This is a genomic window from Kitasatospora sp. NPDC059327 (assembly GCF_042752535.1).
GTDB lineage: Bacteria > Actinomycetota > Actinomycetes > Streptomycetales > Streptomycetaceae > Kitasatospora.
Genome location: NZ_JBHYYB010000142.1, coordinates 1 through 17011 on the forward strand (window position 1 = coordinate 1; position 17011 = coordinate 17011).

Sequence of the window (17011 nt, forward strand, 5' to 3'; positions counted from 1 at the left end):
CCGCGGAGACCACCACCGTGTGCGACACCCCGGGGGTGTTGTCCACGAAATTGGTGATCAGCCAGTTCAGGTTCTGTGCGGCCTGGCTCATCTGATTCAACTCAACGCTCCTGATGATCTGCGCCGTTGCCGTCGGTCCGGCCCCCGAAGCTATCGAATCCGGGCTGCTGGGCACCATGCTGCGGGCCCGGCTGGTTGCCCTGGCCCGCCGCCTGCTCGGCGCCGACCCGGCGGCCCTGCTGGATGCCGCGGCGCAGGTTGGTGAGCCGGCCGCGCACCTCCTCGGGGGCGCGGGACACCTGGGGACCGGTCAGCGGGGACGCCTCGGCGGTGCCGGAGACCAGGTTGGCCTGCGGGGTCCGCCGGGGGAGCCCGGACATGGTGACGCCACTGGTCGAGGGCTCCCGGACCTGCTCGGCCCGGCGCCAGCGCTCGTCGTTCGCGGACGGACGCCACGGGGCGTCGCCCGGCCCGCCGGGCCCGTCGCCCGGGCCGCCCTGCGGGGCCTGCTGCGGCCGGCCCTGCTGGGGAGCCTGCTGCTGGTTCTGCGGCTGGGGAGCCTGCGGCTGGGGGGCCTGCTGCGGCCGGCCCTCCTGCTGCTGGAGGCCGGGGGCGCTGGTCCCGGGCCGGCGGGGCTGGTAGCCCCGGGCCCGGGCCGCCTCGGCCTGCCGGCCGGCCTCCTGGGACCAGGCCTGGTCGGCCGGCTCGAAGGCCGGCGCACCGCCCTGCGGGCCGCCGTCGGACGGACCGGTCGGCAGCGCCATCGGCTCCTGGCGGACCGGCTCGGGCCGGAGCTGTTCCTGGCGGACCGGCTCCGGACGCGGCGGGGTCGGCACGTTCGGCAGGACCGGCTCGACCAGACCGAGGCCGAGCGGGTCACGCGGGTCGATCTCGCTCGCCTCGAAGCGCGGCCGGGCGAACTGCGCGGTGCTCTCCATCGACGAGGGCTCGGCCGACGGCAGCGGCTGGGCCTGCTGCGGCGGGAGCTGCGGCTGGCGCTCGCGCTGCGGCGCGTCCGGGCCGGGACGCTGCGGACGGCGCGGACCCTGCGGGCCCTGGCCGCCGGGGCCGCCCTGGCCCTGCGGGCCCTGGCCGCCGGGGCCGCCCTGGCCCTGCGGACCCTGGCCGCCGGGGCTCTGCGGGGCCTGCTGGCCCGGCTGGCGGCGCTGCGGGAGCCCCTCCTGCGGGCGGTTGCCCGGGCGGGCGCCCTGCGGCGCGCCCGGTCGGCCCGCCTGGTCGGCCCAGCCGTGCTGCGGCTGCTCGCCGGTCCGGGAGTCCGGACCGCCGTCGGCGCCGGGGCGCGGACGCTCCTGGGCGGGGCGCCGCCCGTCGCCGGGCCGGCCCTGGCCGGGCTGACCCGGACCGGGCTGTCCCTGGCCGGGCTGCGGGGTGGCGCCCGGCTGCTGGCCGCGGCGCGGCAGCGCACCGGGACCGCCCTGCGGCGGGGCCTGCCGGCCCGGACCGCGCTGCGGGAGGCCGCCCTGCGGGTTCTGGCGGGGCTGCTGGCCCTGGGGGCCCTGCGGGGCCTGCTGACCCGGCAGCGGGGTCTCGCGCATGGACTGGCCGACCTGGCGGGTCGGCAGACCGCCCCCGGACCGTCCGCCCGGCGCGCCGGGACCGCCCTGGCCGCCCGGTGTACCGGGACCGCCCTGGCCGAGCTGCGGGCGGCCCTGCGGGGCACCGCCCGCCGGACCCTGGCCGAGCGCGGCCGGGCCGCCGTTCGGACCGCCGTTGGGACCGCCGGGCACCTGGCGCTGCTGACGCGGCGTCGGGGCGACCCCGCGCTGCTGCTTGGCCTGCGCCGAACCGGGGCGGGCCGGGCCGCGGCGGTCGGCGGAGTTGGTGACGTCCACGGGGAGCATGACCAGTGCGGTGGTGCCACCGGAGTCGCTGGGGCGCAGCTGGATGCGGATGCCGTGGCGCAGGGACAGCCGGCCGACCACGAAGAGGCCCATGCGGCGGGAGACGGAGACGTCCACCGTCGGAGGGTTCGCCAGACGCTCGTTGATGTCGGCGAGGTCGTCGGGGCTGAGGCCGATGCCGGTGTCGTGGATCTCGACCAGCACCCGGCCGTCGGGCAGGGCGTGGCCGGTGACCCGGACGCGGGTCTGCGGGCTGGAGAACGAGGTGGCGTTCTCCAGCAGCTCGGCGAGCAGGTGGACGAGGTCGTTGACGACGCGGCCGGCGACCTCGGCCGACGGCACGGTGGCGAGCTCGATGCGCTCGTACTGCTCCACCTCGGAGGCGGCGGCGCGGAGCACGTCGACCAGCGGGACGGGGCGGGTCCAGCGGCGGCCCGGGTCCTCACCGGCGAGGACCAGCAGGTTTTCGCCGTTGCGGCGCATACGGGTCGCGAGGTGGTCCAGCTTGAAGAGGTTGGCCAGCTGGTCCGGGTCCGCCTCGCGGCTCTCCAGCTCGGAGATGAGCGACAGCTGGCGCTGGATGAGGCCCTGGCTGCGGCGCGAGAGGTTGGTGAACATCGCGTTGATGTTGCCGCGCAGGAGGGCCTGCTCGGCGGCGAGGCGGACGGCCTCGCTGTGCACCATGTCGAATGCGTGCGCCACGTGGCCGATCTCGTCCGCGGAGTCGACGCCGACGGGTTCGACGGTGACGTCGACGTCGTGCGGGTCGCTCTCGGAGAGCGTCTTGACCAGCTCGGGCAGTCGCCGCTCGGCGACGTCCTCGGCCGCGGCCTGCAGACGGGTCAGCGAGCGCACCATCGAGCGGGCGATCAGACCGGCGCCACCGAGGGCGACGAGCAGCACCAGCGCGACGGCGGCACCGATGATCAGGGCCTCGGTGTCGGCGGCGGACTGCAGCTCCTGGGCCTTGCCGTCGAGGTCCTCGATCAGCTTCGCCTCGATCCGCCGCTCGGCGGTGATCTTGGCGGTGGCCTGCTCGTACCAGTCCTTGAAGCTGACCGGCTCGGTCTGGTGGATACCGCTCTGCTGGAGCACCGAGCGCGCGTACCGGTCGGCGGCGGCGACCACCGAGTTGTAGCTGAGCTGGCCGCGCAGGTTGTCCAGGTCGTGCGAGGTGTAGATGTTGTTGAAGCTGGTGAGCGCGTTGTCGTAGGAGGCGCGCAGCCGGATGCCGAAGGACTCGTCGCTCAGGCTGAGGTCGGGGGCCTTGGGGTTGGCGAGCGCGGCGCTGATCAGGGCGCGCTGCTGCGAGGTGGCGTTCTTGGCCAGCGAGAACTGCTGGAGGGCGCGGGTGGCGCGGACCAGGTCGCGGTTGTTGGACGCGAGCGCGATGTCCTGGGTGATCGACAGCAGGTCTCGGATGATCACGTCGTAGGCCGTGATCGTCGACTGGATGTTCTGGTTGTTCTGGTACGGGGTGTTGCGCGCGTCCGAGATCGAGTTCAGGTCCTTGCGGATCTGGAACAGCAGCGCCTTGCCGCCGGAGAGCTCCAGGTTCTCGAACTTGTCCGAGGACGCGGTGAAGGTCCGGCTCAGGTCGTCGGTGATCTTGCGGGCGTTGACGATGTCGTCGTCGAGCGGGGCGTTCGGCTTGTCGGTGATCGGGCCGGCGCTGATGTCCCGCTCGGTCTGCAGGGCGTCGGCGAGGTTGGTCGCCTTCTTGGCCAGGTCCGAGAGGTTTGCCATCTGGGCGAGCTGCTGCGAGGCCTCGAGCGAGGTCTGGATGCGCAGGCCACCGAGGACGAGGGCGACGAGCACGGGGAGGGCGAGCAGCGCGATCAGGCGGGTACGGATCCGCCAGTTGCGCATCGCCAGCCGGCTCATGCCCTTGGCCCGTCGGCGGGTCAGTGTCTTTCGGAGTTTGTCCCGGGCCGACTTCCGGTCCTGGTCGGTGTCCTCGTCCGGGCGGCCGACCGTGTCCGGTGCCGGCTCGGCCGGGCCGCCGGGCACCGCCGCCTGCTGGGGTGGTGCCACGGGCTCACGCGACTCCGGGTCACCCGCGGCGCCGCTACCCCTTTTGAAACGTCCCTGCACTGGCGTCGCAACCTCTGGACCGGGCGTCCCGCCGCGTTGCCGCGGCCTGGACGGTGTGGAGTTTCCATCCGCACCCCGGCCGGTCCGGGAGAGCGGGCACCGGGGTGGACTGCTCCCTACCCACGGTCCGTGGCATTCCAGCACAGCCGGGGAATCCCAACAAGGGCCGCCAGGGCGAGTGGGGCACCACTACCGACCGCGCGCGCGACTTCACTGACTGTGCGGTAACCGGACCGGAATACCGCCTTTTTCGGACACTCGCCGGATACATGCCAACCAGACCGGAGATCAACGAGAAGCGCAGAGCTCCCCGAATGCCCGGTATACCCGATATGTCGGCCAAACTTGATGCAGCGATATGTCGGATATCGGAGAATTGCTCTTCAATTTGTGAGCAAAATCACAGCACAATGTGTAGCTTTGGTCACGGTGCCTGTGGAAAGAGATCCGTAACCTTGCGGTATCCGGCGCACGGCCACGATCAGCCTGCCCAGAATCTCCCCGAACCACTCAGGCCGGCGCCGCTCCCTGTCGACGCGCCGGCCGTGACCCCGAGGTGCTGACGCGATGTCCCAGGCGAACAAGGCCGCCACCAGTCCCACGTCCCCCGGCTCCACGGCGAACCCCCGCCGGACGACGCTGGCCTCGGTCGAGGACTTCAGCACGATCCCGGGTGCCCGCAGGGCCGAGGACGTGGTGACCTACGCCACCGAGCTGCCCACCAACACGGCCAACCCGCGCCGCACCACGCTGATGGTGGCCCCGGTCGTCGCGGTCCCGCGGGACTGACCACCCGCGCCTCGCGAAGGGCGTCGCGGCCGCATCCCCCCGGGGGGCGGCCACGGCGCCCTTCGCCGTTCTCCGCCGGCCCCGGCCCGGGGCCGGCGGTCCGTCCGCCCGGGCGGCGGTGGGCCGTTCGGCCGAGTCGGGCGCAACCGCGCTGAACAGGGGCAAAGCGGTCGGCTCGGGCCCCACGCGATAGCCTGGTCGACGATTGAGCGGGGCCGTGTCCATCGGGCGCGGCGCCCACCAGCGCCCGGGCGCGCCCCGGGCGGCCGACGAAGCGAGGGGTAGCCCAGCCGTGCGCATTGCCAGGTTTTCCGTCCGGGAAGGGAGCCCTGCCGCCGGCAGCGTCTCCTTCGGCGTGGTCGAGGGCGACCCGGCCCAGCCCGAGTCTCTGGTCGTCCACGCCCTGGCCGGCCACCCGTTCGGGCAGCCCCAACCCACCGGCGAGAGCTACCGCTTCCAGGACGTGCGGCTGCTCAGCCCGATGCTGCCGAACAAGATCGTCGCGGTCGGCCGCAACTACGCCGCCCACGCGGCCGAGCTCGGCAACGACGTCCCGGACGTCCCGCTGACCTTCTTCAAGCCGTCGACCTCGGTGATCGGCCCGACCGAGTCCATCGCGTACCCGCCGTTCTCCTCCGACGTCCACCACGAGGCCGAACTGGCCGTGGTCATCGGCCGGATGTGCCGCGAGGTCCCGCTGGACCGGGTGCCCGAGGTGATCCTCGGCTACACCTGCGCCAACGACCTCACGGCGCGCGACGTCCAGCAGCGCGAGGGCCAGTGGGCCCGCGCCAAGGGCTTCGACACCGCCTGCCCGCTCGGCCCGTGGATCGAGACCGACCTCGACCCGGCCGACCTGGCGGTCACCTGCACGGTCAACGGCGAGCTGCGGCAGACCGGCCGCACCTCCCTGATGGTCCGCTCGGTCGCCGAGCTGATCGTCCACATCTCCGAGGCCATGACGCTGCTGCCCGGCGACGTCATCCTCACCGGCACACCCGCTGGGGTGGGCCCGCTCAACGTCGGCGACGAGGTCGCCGTCTCCATCGAAGGCATCGGCACTCTCACCAACAAGGTGATCAAGCGTGGCTAACACTGACCCGAGCGTTCGGGTTCGCTTCTGTCCGTCCCCGACCGGCAACCCGCACGTGGGCCTGGTCCGCACGGCGCTCTTCAACTGGGCCTTCGCCCGCCACAACGGCGGCACGATGGTCTTCCGGATCGAGGACACCGACTCCGCCCGCGACTCCGAGGAGTCGTACCGGCAGCTGCTCGACGCCATGCGCTGGCTCGGCTTCGACTGGGACGAGGGCCCGGAGGTCGGCGGCCCGCACGAGCCGTACCGCCAGTCGCAGCGGATGGACATCTACGCCGACGTCGCCCGCCGGCTGCACGAGGCGGGCCACGCCTACCACTGCTACTGCTCCACCGAGGAGCTCGACGCCCGGCGCGAGGCGGCCCGTGCGGCCGGCCGGCCCTCCGGCTACGACGGCCACTGCCGCGAGCTGACGGACGACCAGGTCGCCGTCTACGAGCTGGAGAAGCGCGAGCCGATCCTGCGGTTCCGGATGCCGGACCGCACCATCAGCTTCGACGACCTGGTGCGCGGCACGCTCACCTTCGAGCCGGAGAACGTGCCCGACTACGGCATCGTGCGGGCCAACGGCGCGCCGCTCTACACCCTGGTCAACCCGGTGGACGACGCCCTCATGGGCATCACCCACGTGCTGCGCGGCGAGGACCTGCTGTCCTCGACCCCGCGCCAGGTCGCGCTGTACGCCGCACTCGCCGAGATCGGCGTCGGCGACGGCAGCACCCCGCGCTTCGGTCACCTGCCGTACGTGATGGGCGAGGGCAACAAGAAGCTCTCGAAGCGCGACCCGCAGGCCTCGCTCAACCTGTACCGCGAGCGCGGCTTCATCCCCGAGGGCCTGCTCAACTACCTGTCGCTGCTGGGCTGGTCGCTCTCCGCGGATGACGACATCTTCTCGGTGGAGCAGCTGGTCGAGGCCTTCGACATCGCCGATGTCAACGCCAACCCGGCCCGCTTCGACCTGAAGAAGTGCGAGCACATCAACGCCGAGCACCTGCGCCGGCTGGCCCCGGAGGACTTCGTCCGCCGCCTGGTGCCGTACCTGCAGGCGCCCGGGCTGCTCCCGGCCGAGCCGTCCGCCGAGCAGCTGGAGCTGCTCGCCAAGGTGGCACCGCTCACCCAGGAGCGGATGGTCGTGCTGAGCGAGATCGTCACCATGGCGGGCTTCCTCTTCGTCGACCCGGCCGACTTCGCGCTGGACCCGGACGACGCCGCCAAGGTGCTCACCGCCGATTCCCGCCCGGTGCTGGAGGCCAGCGTCAAGGCACTGGAGGAGCTGGCGGACTTCTCGCCCGAGCCGATCCAGGCGGCGCTGCGCGAGGCGCTGGTGGACGGACTGGGCATCAAGCCCAAGTTCGCCTTCACGCCCCTGCGGGTGGCCGTCACTGGCCGCCGGGTCTCCCCGCCGCTCTTCGAGTCGATGGAGCTGCTCGGGCGCCCCGAGACGCTGCGCCGGCTGAACGCCGCGCTGGCCGCCGCCCCGGCTGCCTGAGCGCCGGCAGGGGGGCTGCGGGCCGGGTGCTGACCTGGCCCGCAGCCGCCCCGGCCGCTGCCTGGGGTTATCGATTTTGGACCGGGGCCGGACGTCGGGTAATGTTCTTTCTGCGCCGCCCGGGAGGGAACGGACGAGGGAGCGAAACCCCGTTCGGACCGAGCGAGGGGCGCAACGCTGGAGAAGGGCCCGCAGGGGTTCAACTCCGGTGGGGTATGGTGTAATTGGCAGCACGAGTGATTCTGGTTCATTTAGTCTAGGTTCGAGTCCTGGTACCCCAGCGCAGTACAAGCAGTACCTGCAGTATCGTAGGACAAACAAAGATCAAGCCCCCGTTGTGTAGCGGCCTAGCACGCTGCCCTCTCACGGCAGTAGCGCCGGTTCGAATCCGGTCGGGGGTACTGGTCCCGCAAGGGATCACCTGGAAAGCCCCCGTTGTGTAGCGGCCTAGCACGCTGCCCTCTCACGGCAGTAGCGCCGGTTCGAATCCGGTCGGGGGTACTGGTCCCGCAAGGGATCGCCAGGAAGCCCCCGTTGTGTAGCGGCCTAGCACGCTGCCCTCTCACGGCAGTAGCGCCGGTTCGAATCCGGTCGGGGGTACCAGAGTATGAGGCCGGTGGGCTTGACCCATCGGCTGATTGCTTTGTTGGGGTATGGTGTAATTGGCAGCACGAGTGATTCTGGTTCATTTAGTCTAGGTTCGAGTCCTGGTACCCCAGCCAGAAATTAGCAGGGCCCTGGTTCGCCGGGGCCTTTTGTGTTTTCCGGCCCCAATTCCGGCCGCGCCTTTCCGGGGGATTCCTCGGGAAAAGGCCCGCTCACCGAGGTGAGCGGGCCTTTTCCGTCGGGTCCGTACGGTCAGCCGCGGCGCAGGGCCTCGGTGAGCCGGTTGGCGGCCTCGATGATGGCCTGGGCGTGCAGCCGGCCCGGGTGGCGGGTCAGGCGCTCGATCGGGCCGGAGACGGAGACGGCGGCCACGACCCGGTTGGAGGGGCCGCGCACGGGCGCGGAGACGGACGCCACGCCCGGCTCGCGCTCGCCGATCGACTGGGCCCAGCCGCGGCGCCGGACGCCGCTCAGCGCGGTCGCGGTGAACCGGGCGCCCTGGAGGCCGCGGTGGAGCCGCTCGGGCTCCTCCCAGGCCAGCAGGACCTGGGCGGCCGAGCCGGCCTTCATCGGCAGGGTGCTGCCGACCGGGACGGTGTCCCGCAGGCCGGAGAGCCGCTCGGCGGCGGCGACGCAGATCCGCATCTCGCCCTGCCGGCGGTAGAGCTGTGCGCTCTCGCCGGTGACGTCGCGCAGGTGGGTCAGGACCGGGCCCGCGGTGGCGAGCAGTCGGTCCTCGCCCGCCGCGGCGGAGAGTTCGGAGAGACGGGGGCCGAGGATGAACCGGCCCTGCATGTCCCTGGTGACCAGTCGGTGATGTTCGAGTGCGACGGCGAGCCGGTGGGCCGTGGGCCGCGCCAGACCGGTGGCGGCGACCAGCCCCGCCAACGTGGCGGGGCCCGACTCCAGTGCGCTCAGCACCAGAGCGGCCTTGTCGAGAACGCCGACGCCGCTAGAGTTGTCCATGCCCTAAGACTGCAGTCTCATTCCGCGAGACGCAAGTTCAATCTTCCGCGAAAAGCGCCACTCTGGATGCAGCAGCCCGGGAGACATCCAGGATGCGGCCTCAACAGAGTGTCCGCATGGTGGACACCGATCCGGCGTGCAGGTCACGCGGCGCGCCTCACAGGGCGGCGAAAGCACTGACCCCGATGAACACGAGAAGGCCGGCAACGCGGCCGGCTGGAGGGAATCCGATGGGACGGACACTCGCAGAGAAGGTCTGGGACGACCACGTCGTCCGGCGCGCGGAGGGCGAGCCCGACCTGCTCTTCATCGACCTGCACCTGCTCCACGAGGTGACCAGCCCGCAGGCCTTCGACGGCCTCCGGCTGGCCGGGCGGCCGGTCCGCCGGACCGATCTGACGATCGCGACCGAGGACCACAACACCCCCACCCTGGACATCGACAAGCCGATCGCCGACCCGGTCTCCCGGGTCCAGCTGGAGACGCTGCGCCGCAACGCCGCCGAGTTCGGGGTCCGGATCCACTCCCTGGGCGACATCGAGCAGGGCGTCGTACACGTCGTCGGCCCGCAGCTCGGTCTGACCCAGCCGGGCACCACCGTGGTCTGCGGTGACTCCCACACCTCCACCCACGGTGCCTTCGGTGCCCTGGCGTTCGGCATCGGCACCAGTCAGGTCGAGCACGTCCTGGCCACCCAGACCCTGCCGCTGGCGCCGTTCAGGACGATGGCGATCACGGTCGAGGGCGAGCTGCCCGAGGGCGTCACCGCCAAGGATCTGATCCTGGCGATCATCACCAAGATCGGTACCGGCGGCGGCCAGGGCTACGTCCTGGAGTACCGCGGCTCGGCCATCCGCAGCCTCTCCATGGAGGCCCGGATGACCGTCTGCAACATGTCGATCGAGGCGGGCGCCCGGGCCGGCATGATCGCCCCGGACCAGACCACCTTCGACTACCTCCAGGGCCGCCCGCACGCGCCCCAGGGCGAGGACTGGGACGCCGCGGTCGAGTACTGGAAGACCCTGGGCACCGACGAGGACGCGGTCTTCGACCACGAGATCCTCATCGACGCGACCGAGCTGACGCCGTTCGTCACCTGGGGCACCAACCCGGGCCAGGGCGCCCCGCTCGGCGCCAACGTGCCGGACCCGGCGTCCTTCGCCGACCCGCAGGAGCGGACCGCCGCCGAGAACGCCCTGACCTACATGGGCCTGGAGGCCGGCACCCCGCTGCGCGAGGTCAAGGTCGACGCCGTCTTCGTCGGCTCCTGCACCAACGGCCGGATCGAGGACCTCCGGGCCGCCGCGGCCATCGTGGAGGGCCGGAAGATCGCCGACGGCGTGCGGATGCTGGTCGTCCCCGGCTCGGTGCGGGTCGCCCTGCAGGCCGTCGAGGAGGGCCTGGACAAGGTGTTCACCGCGGCCGGGGCCGAATGGCGCCACGCGGGCTGCTCGATGTGCCTGGGCATGAACCCCGACCAGTTGGCCCCCGGCGAGCGCTGCGCCTCCACCTCGAACCGCAACTTCGAGGGCCGCCAGGGCAAGGGCGGCCGCACCCACCTGGTGTCGCCGCAGGTCGCCGCCGCGACCGCGCTGCTCGGCCGACTGGCCGCACCCGCCGATCTCTCGTCCAACGTCGCTGTGGAGGCCTGAGCAGCATGGAGAAGTTCACCACCCACACCGGCCGGGCCGTCCCGCTGCGCCGCAGCAACGTCGACACCGATCAGATCATCCCGGCCCACTGGCTCAAGAAGGTCACTCGTTCCGGTTTCGAGGACGGCCTGTTCGAGGCCTGGCGCAAGGACGAGTCGTTCATCCTGAACCGGCCCGAGCGGCAGGGCGCCACCGTCCTGCTGGCCGGCCCCGAGTTCGGCACCGGCTCCTCCCGTGAGCACGCCGTCTGGGCGCTGCAGAACTACGGGTTCCACGCGGTCGTCTCGTCCCGCTTCGCCGACATCTTCCGCGGCAACTCGCTGAAGAACGGCCTGCTCACGGTCGTGCTGCCGCAGGAGACGGTGGAGCGGCTCTGGGCGCTCGTGGAGGCCGACCCGACCGCCGAGATCACCGTCGACCTGGAGGCCCGCGAGGTGCGCGCCGAGGGTGTCACGGCCACGTTCGAGCTGGACGACAATGTCCGTTGGCGGCTGCTCAACGGCCTGGACGACATCAGCATCACCCTGCAGAACGAGGCCGACATCTCGGCCTTCGAACAGACCCGGCCCGCCTTCAAGCCGCGTACTCTGCCGGTTGCCTGAGCCCGTCGAGAGAACAGGCATTCTGACGTTCCACCGGATGGTCCGCCTCCCCTCGGGGGGGCGGACCATCCGCCGTTCCGGGCCCGGAGTTACCGTCCGCAGCCGGCCCCCGATTGCCGATTTGGCATTGCCGCAGAGGCCCCGCGCAAGCACAACTGCGGGTAGATGGCACAATCAGTACATGCACCGGCACCATGAACCTCCGTACGCGGGCGGCGAACCCGCGTCACCGGAGTCCACGGGCCGGGGATCCGAACGCCGAATTGACGATCGGCCGGACGCCGCCACCTCACCTGCTGAGGGGCCGGACGACCCGGAAGTCGCAGCGCTCTACGCGCTTGTGGCCGAGCGGTTGAAGCAAGCTCACGCCCGCGTGCATGCGCTGAACGTGTCTGCCGATGCAAAGACCGCTCTCACCCGTCAACTCCTCATCGTCACCGAGGCCGCCAAGCGCGATCTTCCGGAGGCGGCAAGGCGGTTGAGTCGCTTTGTGCATGACCTCGACGAGGGGCGCCCGCCCGTCGCCTGAGGTCGCCGACGCGCAAATCCATTGCGACACTAGGGTGATTCGCGCGTTTGGTAATTGAAAGTCCGCAGATACATACCTAACGTGCGAAATGAACGGATGGAATCATCCGGCGCCCGTTTCCGAAGGGGAAGACGTGAACAAGGCTCAGCTTGTCGAAGCGGTGGCCGAGCAGCTGGGCGGTCGCAAGGCTGCCGCAGAGGCCGTCGACGCAGTGCTCGACACCATGGTCCGCGCCGTTGTGGCCGGTGACCGGGTGTCGGTCACCGGTTTTGGCACCTTTGAGAAGGTGGAGCGCTCCGCGCGCTTCGCCCGCAACCCGCAGACCGGCGAGAAGGTCAAGGTCAAGAAGACCTCGGTGCCCCGCTTCCGTCCCGGCCAGGGCTTCAAGGACCTGGTCAGCGGCAGCAAGAAGCTGCCGAAGGAAGGCCCCTCGGTGAAGAAGGCCCCCAAGGGCTCCCTCACCCCGGGCAAGAGCGGTGTCGCCGCGACCCCGGCCGCCAAGCGCGCCGCCACCAAGCGCGCCGCCTCGGCCGCCGCCGCGGCCCCGGCCGCGACCAAGAAGGCCGCTGCCAAGAAGACGGCCACCACGGCCGCCGCTGCCAAGAAGACGGCCACCACGGCCGCCGCCAAGAAGGCGACCGCGACCAAGAAGACCACGACCGCCGCCGCCAAGAAGACCACGGCGACCGCGACCAAGAAGACGGCCGCCGCCGCCAAGAAGACGGCCACCACGGCCGCCGCGAAGAAGACCACGGCGACCGCCAAGAAGGCCACCGCCACCGCCAAGAAGACGGCTCCGGCGAAGAAGACCGCCACCCGCAAGACCACCGCGCGCAAGACCAGCGCGAAGTAGTCGTCGGACGGCTTTCCAGGGCCGTGGCGCACCCCCTCCCGGAATTCCGGGTGGCGGGGCCGCCACGGCTCTTCCGTTTTCCGGATCCGGCCGTTCCCGCCGGGCAGGTGGGCCGGGGCGGAGCACCCTCGGGACGGCCGCCCGGGGGCGCCCGGACCGGGCTCGGTCAGGCCTCGGCCGGGTCGGGGAAGGTCTGCAGCGTCAGGAAGACCACCCGGCGGGCGTCGCCGGCGCCCTCGGTGCGGATCCGCACCCGCTGGCCGGGGCGCAGCAGCCGCAGGCCGCCGGCGTCGAAGGCGGCCGCGTCGAACGGCAGCGGGCTCCCGTCGTCGAGCAGCACGGAGCCGGCCCGGGTGGCGGGGTCGAAGGTGAACGCGGTGGCCTGCATGGAAGCAGCATAGCGAGCACCACCGACAGGCCCGGGAGGCAGTTCAGCCCCGCCCGTGCGGGCTTCCGGGGCGGTGGGCGGCGGGGAGCCCGAGCGCGTCCGCGAGCCGGGCGGACAGGGCGCCGGTGTGCGGCCCCACACCGAGCGCGAGCGCTTCGCCGAGGTCGGCGCCGGTGTCCACGTCCCGGCGTACCGACTGCACGTCGTCCAGGCGCAGTTCGCGGGCGCCGCCGGCCGCGTGCCGGGCCCGGGAGCCGTCGCCGAAGGCGGGGGCGAGCGGGCCGCCGGGGGCGCGGGCGAGCAGTGTGGTGCCCACCCCCGGGGCATCGGCCAGGAAGGACCGGCCGGCCCGCTCCGCCGCGGCCAGGACGCGGGCCAGTTCGGCCGGGCGCAGGGCCGGCAGGTCGGCGGAGAGCGCGGCCAGCGGGGCGTGCGGGGCGAGGACCAGCGCGGCCGCCGCGCCGTGCGCCAGTGCGTCGTTGAGACCGCCGTCCGGTTCGTCGCCGACCACGACCGCGCCCAGGGCGGACAGTCGTTCGGCCGCCGCTGTGTCCCGGGTGACCACCAGGACCCGGGACACGCCCGGGGTGGCCAGCGCGGCGGTCACGGTGTCCAGCGCGAAGGAGAGCGCCAGGTCGGCGCGGTGCGGTCCGGCGAACGGTGCCAGGCGGGTCTTCGCCAGGGCGAGCCGCTTGACCGGCAGTACCAGCGACCAGCCGGCGGCGGGTGCGGGGGGCGCGACGGGTCCGGTGGGGCGTACGGTGTCCTGGGTCATCGGCGTCATTGTGACGCCGGTCCCGGAACCCTCGCCAGGCCGTCCCAACTGTGCGGACGTGCGTTTGGTCACGCCCGCCGGACGTGCTGGCGGGGTTGCTCGACAGCCGGTTCGCGGTCGGGCGAGACTGTTCCGCGCCCGGACCCCGTCCGACGGGGGTCGTGGGAGGCGAGAGACTGCGGCACCCCACGTGCCGCACCGGATGAGGAGGACCTGGGGTGGCCCGCCGCTCGTACGCCAGCTTCGGCAACGCCGACTACGGCATCTGGTACCGCTTCGCGGCCGTGCTGGTGAAGCCGGTGACGACCGCGCTGGTCAAGCCCGACTGGCGGGGCTGGGAGCACCTGCCGAAGGACCGCGGCTTCATCGCCGCGGTCAACCACAACTCGATCATCGATCCGGTGGTCTACGCGCACTGGCAGTACAACAGCGGGCGGCCGCCGCGCATCCTCGGCAAGTCCTCGCTGTTCTCGGTCCCGTTCATCGGCTTCATGCTGCGCAAGACCGGGCAGATCCCGGTGTTCCGCGAGTCGACGGACGCCGCGCAGGCGTTCCGGGCGGCCATCGACGCGGTGAACAGCGGCCAGTGCGTCCAGTTCTACCCGGAGGGCACGCTCACCCGGGACCCGGACCTGTGGCCGATGACCGGCAAGAGCGGCGTGGCCCGGGTCGCGCTGATGACCGGCGCGCCGGTGATCCCGGTGGCGCACTGGGGTGCGCACGAGATCATCCCGCCGTACGGCCGGGGTGCTTCCGGCAAGAGCCGGTTCAACCTCTTCCCGCGCCACCGGGTGACGGTGGCGGCCGGGCCGGCGGTGGACCTGAGCAAGTACCAGGGCCAGGAGCTGACCGCCCAGGTGCTCCGGGACGCCACCGAGGACATCATGCAGGCGATCACCGAGGTGCTGGCCGGGATCCGCGGCGAGGAGCCGCCGGCCGAGCGCTACGACATGCGCGCGGCGGCCCGGGACCGGGCCGCGGCGGCCGCCGCCGAGCGGCAGCGGGCCGCCGGCGCGCGCGAGAACGGGACCGAGGAGGCCGGCAAGTGACCCGATGTGCCGTGTTCGGAACGGGGTCCTGGGGGACCGCGTTCGCGATGGTGCTGGCCGACGCCGGCTGCGAGGTGACGCTCTGGGGGCGTCGTCAGGAGCTGGTGGACGCGATCCACACCACCCACGTCAACCCGGACTACCTGCCCGACGTCCCGCTGCCGCCCTCGATCCGGGCCACCACGGACCCGGCGGCGGCGCTGGCCGGGGCCGACTTCGCGGTGCTCGCGGTGCCGTCCCAGACGCTGCGCGAGAACCTGGCCGCCTGGGCCCCGCTGATCGAGCCGCAGACCGTGCTGGTGAGCCTGATGAAGGGCATCGAACTCGGCACCGCCAAGCGGATGAGCGAGGTCATCGCCGAGGTCGCCAAGGTCGGGGCGGAGCGGGTGGCGGTCGTCAGCGGCCCCAACCTGGCCCGGGAGATCGCCAACCGGCAGCCCGCCGCGAGCGTGGTGGCCTGCACCGACGAGGCGGTCGCCAAGCGCCTCCAGGCGGCCAGCCACACGCCCTACTTCCGCCCCTACACCAACACCGACGTGATCGGCTGCGAGCTGGGCGGCGCGGTGAAGAACGTGATCGGCCTCGCGGTCGGCATGGCCAACGGCATGGGGCTCGGCGACAACACCAAGGCGACGCTGATCACCCGGGGGCTGGCCGAGACCACCCGGCTCGGGCTGGCGCTCGGCGCCGACCCGCACACCTTCGCCGGCCTCGCCGGGATGGGTGACCTGGTGGCGACCTGCTCCTCGCCGCTGTCGCGCAACAACACCTTCGGCACCAACCTGGGCCGTGGGATGTCGCTCGCCGAGACCATCGCGGCCACCCGGCAGACCGCGGAGGGCGTCAAGTCCTGCGAGTCGGTGCTCGACCTGGCCCGGCGCAGCGGTGTCGACATGCCGATCGTCGAGGCCGTGGTGGACGTGGTGCACAACGGCCGCCCCACCCAGGAGGCGCTGCGGGCGCTGATGTCGCGTTCGGCCAAGTCCGAGCGGCACTGACACCGGCGCGCGCGGGCCGGGTGGCTGACTTTCCGCAAACACCTCGCACGGTAGTCTCAAACCCGATATGAGCATCGAACAGACCTCCCCGAATCCGTCCGCGAAGCCGCGCGTAGCGCTCGTCTTCGGTGGTCGCAGCTCCGAGCACGCCATCTCGGTGACCACCGCGGGCAGCGTGCTCAGGGCGATCGACCGCGAGAAGTACGACGTCCTGCCGATCGGTATCACCCATGAGGGCCGCTGGGCGCTGGTCAGTGACGATCCGGCCCGGATGGCCATCGTCGACGGCCGGCTGCCGGACGTCGCCCAGGTCGCCGAGGCGGTCGACGGCCAGGTCGCGCTGCCGACCGGGCCGGACAGCCGCGAGGTGGTCCTGAGCGAGCCGGGGGCGGCGCCCAAGGCGCTCGGCGAGGTGGACGTGGTCTTCCCGCTGCTGCACGGCCCCTGGGGTGAGGACGGCACCCTGCAGGGCCTGCTGGAGCTGTCCGGGGTGCCGTACGTCGGCAACGGCGTGCTCGCCAGCGCGGTGGGCATGGACAAGGAGTTCACCAAGCGGGTGCTGGCCTCGCACGGTCTGGGTGTCGGCTCGTACACCATCGTCCGGCCCCGGGAGTGGGAGAGCGAGGCCGGCCGCGCGGCCGTCCGCGAGCGGGTCGGGCAGCTCGGCCTGCCGCTGTTCGTCAAGCCCTGCCGGGCCGGCTCCAGCATCGGCATCACCAAGGTCAAGGACCTCGCCGACCTGGACGCCGCCATCGAGGAGGCCCGCCGGCACGACCCCAAGCTGATCATCGAGGCCGGGGTCTCCGGCCGCGAGATCGAGTGCGGGGTGCTGGAGTTCGAGGACGGCCCGCGGGCCAGCGTGCCGGCCGAGGTCCTGGTCGGCGGCGACTACGAGTTCTACGACTTCGAGGCCAAGTACATCGACTCCTCCGAGGTGCGCATCCCGGCCGAGCTCGGCGGGGCCGAGACGGCCGAGATCCGCCGTCAGGCGGTCGCCGCCTTCGAGGCGCTCGGCTGCGAGGGCCTGGCCCGGGTGGACTTCTTCCTGCTGGACGACGGCAGCTGGATGATCAACGAGGTCAACACCATGCCCGGCTTCACCCCGATCTCGGCCTACCCGAAGATGTGGGAGGCCACCGGCCTGCCGTACCCGGAGCTGATCGACCGGCTGCTGCGGGCGGCGCTGCGCCGCTCGACCGGTCTGCGCTAGACGCGTTCCGGGCGCACACGCGGCGGCGGGGCGGTCCGGGGGAGCTCCCGGAC

General features: G+C 72.2%; 14 protein-coding genes, 5 tRNA genes and 1 pseudogene. 15 read left to right on the plus strand and 5 right to left on the minus strand.

Features of this window, described 5'->3' with window-relative positions:
* Positions 1-91: pseudogene (locus ACFXHB_RS41135) on the minus strand (roadblock/LC7 domain-containing protein); the annotation flags it as partial.
* Positions 92-101: 10 nt separating this feature from the next.
* Positions 102-3896: a nitrate- and nitrite sensing domain-containing protein gene (locus ACFXHB_RS41140; RefSeq protein ID WP_380581710.1), complete on the minus strand. Its 3795-nt coding sequence runs from the start codon at positions 3894-3896 to the stop codon at positions 102-104.
* A 627-nt stretch (positions 3897-4523) separates the two neighbouring features.
* Between ACFXHB_RS41140 and ACFXHB_RS41145 the strand changes: the two genes are divergently transcribed.
* The 8 genes from ACFXHB_RS41145 (at position 4524) to ACFXHB_RS41180 (ending at position 8052) form a co-directional block, all read left to right on the plus strand.
* Entirely contained in the window at positions 4524-4745 is a 222-nt protein-coding gene (locus ACFXHB_RS41145; RefSeq protein WP_380581712.1) for a hypothetical protein, read from the plus strand.
* A gap of 292 nt (positions 4746-5037) precedes the next feature.
* Entirely contained in the window at positions 5038-5838 is an 801-nt protein-coding gene (locus ACFXHB_RS41150) for a fumarylacetoacetate hydrolase family protein (RefSeq protein WP_380581714.1), read from the plus strand.
* Positions 5831-7330: a glutamate--tRNA ligase gene (gene gltX, locus ACFXHB_RS41155; protein WP_380581716.1), complete on the plus strand. Its 1500-nt coding sequence runs from the start codon at positions 5831-5833 to the stop codon at positions 7328-7330. The genes ACFXHB_RS41150 and gltX overlap by 8 nt, the downstream gene beginning before the upstream one ends.
* A 209-nt stretch (positions 7331-7539) precedes the next feature.
* Positions 7540-7611, plus strand: a tRNA-Gln gene (locus tag ACFXHB_RS41160).
* Between the two features lie 47 nt (positions 7612-7658).
* Positions 7659-7731: transfer RNA gene (locus ACFXHB_RS41165), tRNA-Glu, on the plus strand.
* A gap of 27 nt (positions 7732-7758) precedes the next feature.
* Positions 7759-7831 (plus strand) — tRNA-Glu (locus ACFXHB_RS41170).
* A 26-nt stretch (positions 7832-7857) separates the two neighbouring features.
* Positions 7858-7933: transfer RNA gene (locus ACFXHB_RS41175), tRNA-Glu, on the plus strand.
* A 44-nt stretch (positions 7934-7977) separates the two neighbouring features.
* Positions 7978-8052, plus strand: a tRNA-Gln gene (locus ACFXHB_RS41180).
* Between the two features lie 136 nt (positions 8053-8188).
* Here ACFXHB_RS41180 and ndgR read toward each other — a convergent pair.
* Positions 8189-8902, minus strand: a complete 714-nt coding sequence (ndgR, locus tag ACFXHB_RS41185) for an IclR family transcriptional regulator NdgR (protein WP_148642806.1) — start codon at positions 8900-8902, stop codon at positions 8189-8191.
* Positions 8903-9132: 230 nt separating this feature from the next.
* Here ndgR and leuC point away from each other — a divergent pair, with 230 nt between their 5' ends.
* From leuC to ACFXHB_RS41205, 4 genes are all read left to right on the plus strand, one after another.
* On the plus strand, positions 9133-10554 hold the full coding sequence (gene leuC, locus ACFXHB_RS41190; RefSeq protein WP_380581719.1) for a 3-isopropylmalate dehydratase large subunit: 1422 nt from the start codon (positions 9133-9135) through the stop codon (positions 10552-10554).
* Positions 10555-10559: 5 nt separating this feature from the next.
* Positions 10560-11156: a 3-isopropylmalate dehydratase small subunit gene (gene leuD / locus ACFXHB_RS41195; RefSeq protein ID WP_380581721.1), complete on the plus strand. Its 597-nt coding sequence runs from the start codon at positions 10560-10562 to the stop codon at positions 11154-11156.
* Positions 11157-11337: 181 nt separating this feature from the next.
* The gene (locus tag ACFXHB_RS41200; RefSeq protein ID WP_380388343.1) at positions 11338-11685 is read left to right on the plus strand and encodes a hypothetical protein; all 348 of its coding nucleotides are present in this window, start codon (positions 11338-11340) and stop codon (positions 11683-11685) included.
* 133 nt (positions 11686-11818) lie between these two features.
* On the plus strand, positions 11819-12538 hold the full coding sequence (locus ACFXHB_RS41205; RefSeq protein ID WP_380581723.1) for an HU family DNA-binding protein: 720 nt from the start codon (positions 11819-11821) through the stop codon (positions 12536-12538).
* Between the two features lie 166 nt (positions 12539-12704).
* On the opposite strand, the gene ACFXHB_RS41210 is transcribed toward ACFXHB_RS41205, so the two are convergent.
* Both ACFXHB_RS41210 and cofC read right to left on the minus strand, forming a co-directional pair.
* The gene (locus ACFXHB_RS41210; RefSeq protein WP_380581725.1) at positions 12705-12926 is read right to left on the minus strand and encodes a hypothetical protein; all 222 of its coding nucleotides are present in this window, start codon (positions 12924-12926) and stop codon (positions 12705-12707) included.
* A gap of 43 nt (positions 12927-12969) precedes the next feature.
* Positions 12970-13701 carry a 2-phospho-L-lactate guanylyltransferase gene (cofC, locus tag ACFXHB_RS41215; RefSeq protein WP_380581727.1) on the minus strand — a complete coding sequence of 244 codons (732 nt, stop codon included), beginning with the start codon at positions 13699-13701 and terminating at the stop codon, positions 12970-12972.
* Positions 13702-13919: 218 nt separating this feature from the next.
* Between cofC and ACFXHB_RS41220 the strand changes: the two genes are divergently transcribed.
* From ACFXHB_RS41220 to ACFXHB_RS41230, 3 genes are all read left to right on the plus strand, one after another.
* Complete coding sequence (locus ACFXHB_RS41220; RefSeq protein WP_380581729.1) at positions 13920-14750, plus strand: lysophospholipid acyltransferase family protein; 831 nt, start codon at positions 13920-13922, stop codon at positions 14748-14750.
* Positions 14747-15748, plus strand: coding sequence for an NAD(P)H-dependent glycerol-3-phosphate dehydrogenase (locus ACFXHB_RS41225; RefSeq protein WP_380581731.1), 1002 nt, complete (start codon positions 14747-14749; stop codon positions 15746-15748). Before ACFXHB_RS41220 ends, ACFXHB_RS41225 begins: the two co-directional genes overlap by 4 nt.
* A 67-nt stretch (positions 15749-15815) precedes the next feature.
* The gene (locus ACFXHB_RS41230; RefSeq protein ID WP_380581733.1) at positions 15816-16958 is read left to right on the plus strand and encodes a D-alanine--D-alanine ligase family protein; all 1143 of its coding nucleotides are present in this window, start codon (positions 15816-15818) and stop codon (positions 16956-16958) included.
* Positions 16959-17011: the final 53 nt, after the last annotated feature.

Bases quoted from the DNA above. Each gene is read 5' to 3' on its own strand.
- leuC (WP_380581719.1), top strand. From the start codon at position 9,133: ATGGGACGGACACTCGCAGAGAAGGTCTGGGACGACCACGTCGTCCGG.
- ACFXHB_RS41230 (WP_380581733.1), top strand. From the start codon at position 15,816: ATGAGCATCGAACAGACCTCCCCGAATCCGTCCGCGAAGCCGCGCGTA.
- ACFXHB_RS41200 (WP_380388343.1), top strand. From the start codon at position 11,338: ATGCACCGGCACCATGAACCTCCGTACGCGGGCGGCGAACCCGCGTCA.
- ACFXHB_RS41210 (WP_380581725.1), bottom strand. From the start codon at position 12,926: ATGCAGGCCACCGCGTTCACCTTCGACCCCGCCACCCGGGCCGGCTCC.
- cofC (WP_380581727.1), bottom strand. From the start codon at position 13,701: ATGACCCAGGACACCGTACGCCCCACCGGACCCGTCGCGCCCCCCGCA.
- leuD (WP_380581721.1), top strand. From the start codon at position 10,560: ATGGAGAAGTTCACCACCCACACCGGCCGGGCCGTCCCGCTGCGCCGC.
- ACFXHB_RS41145 (WP_380581712.1), top strand. From the start codon at position 4,524: ATGTCCCAGGCGAACAAGGCCGCCACCAGTCCCACGTCCCCCGGCTCC.
- ndgR (WP_148642806.1), bottom strand. From the start codon at position 8,902: ATGGACAACTCTAGCGGCGTCGGCGTTCTCGACAAGGCCGCTCTGGTG.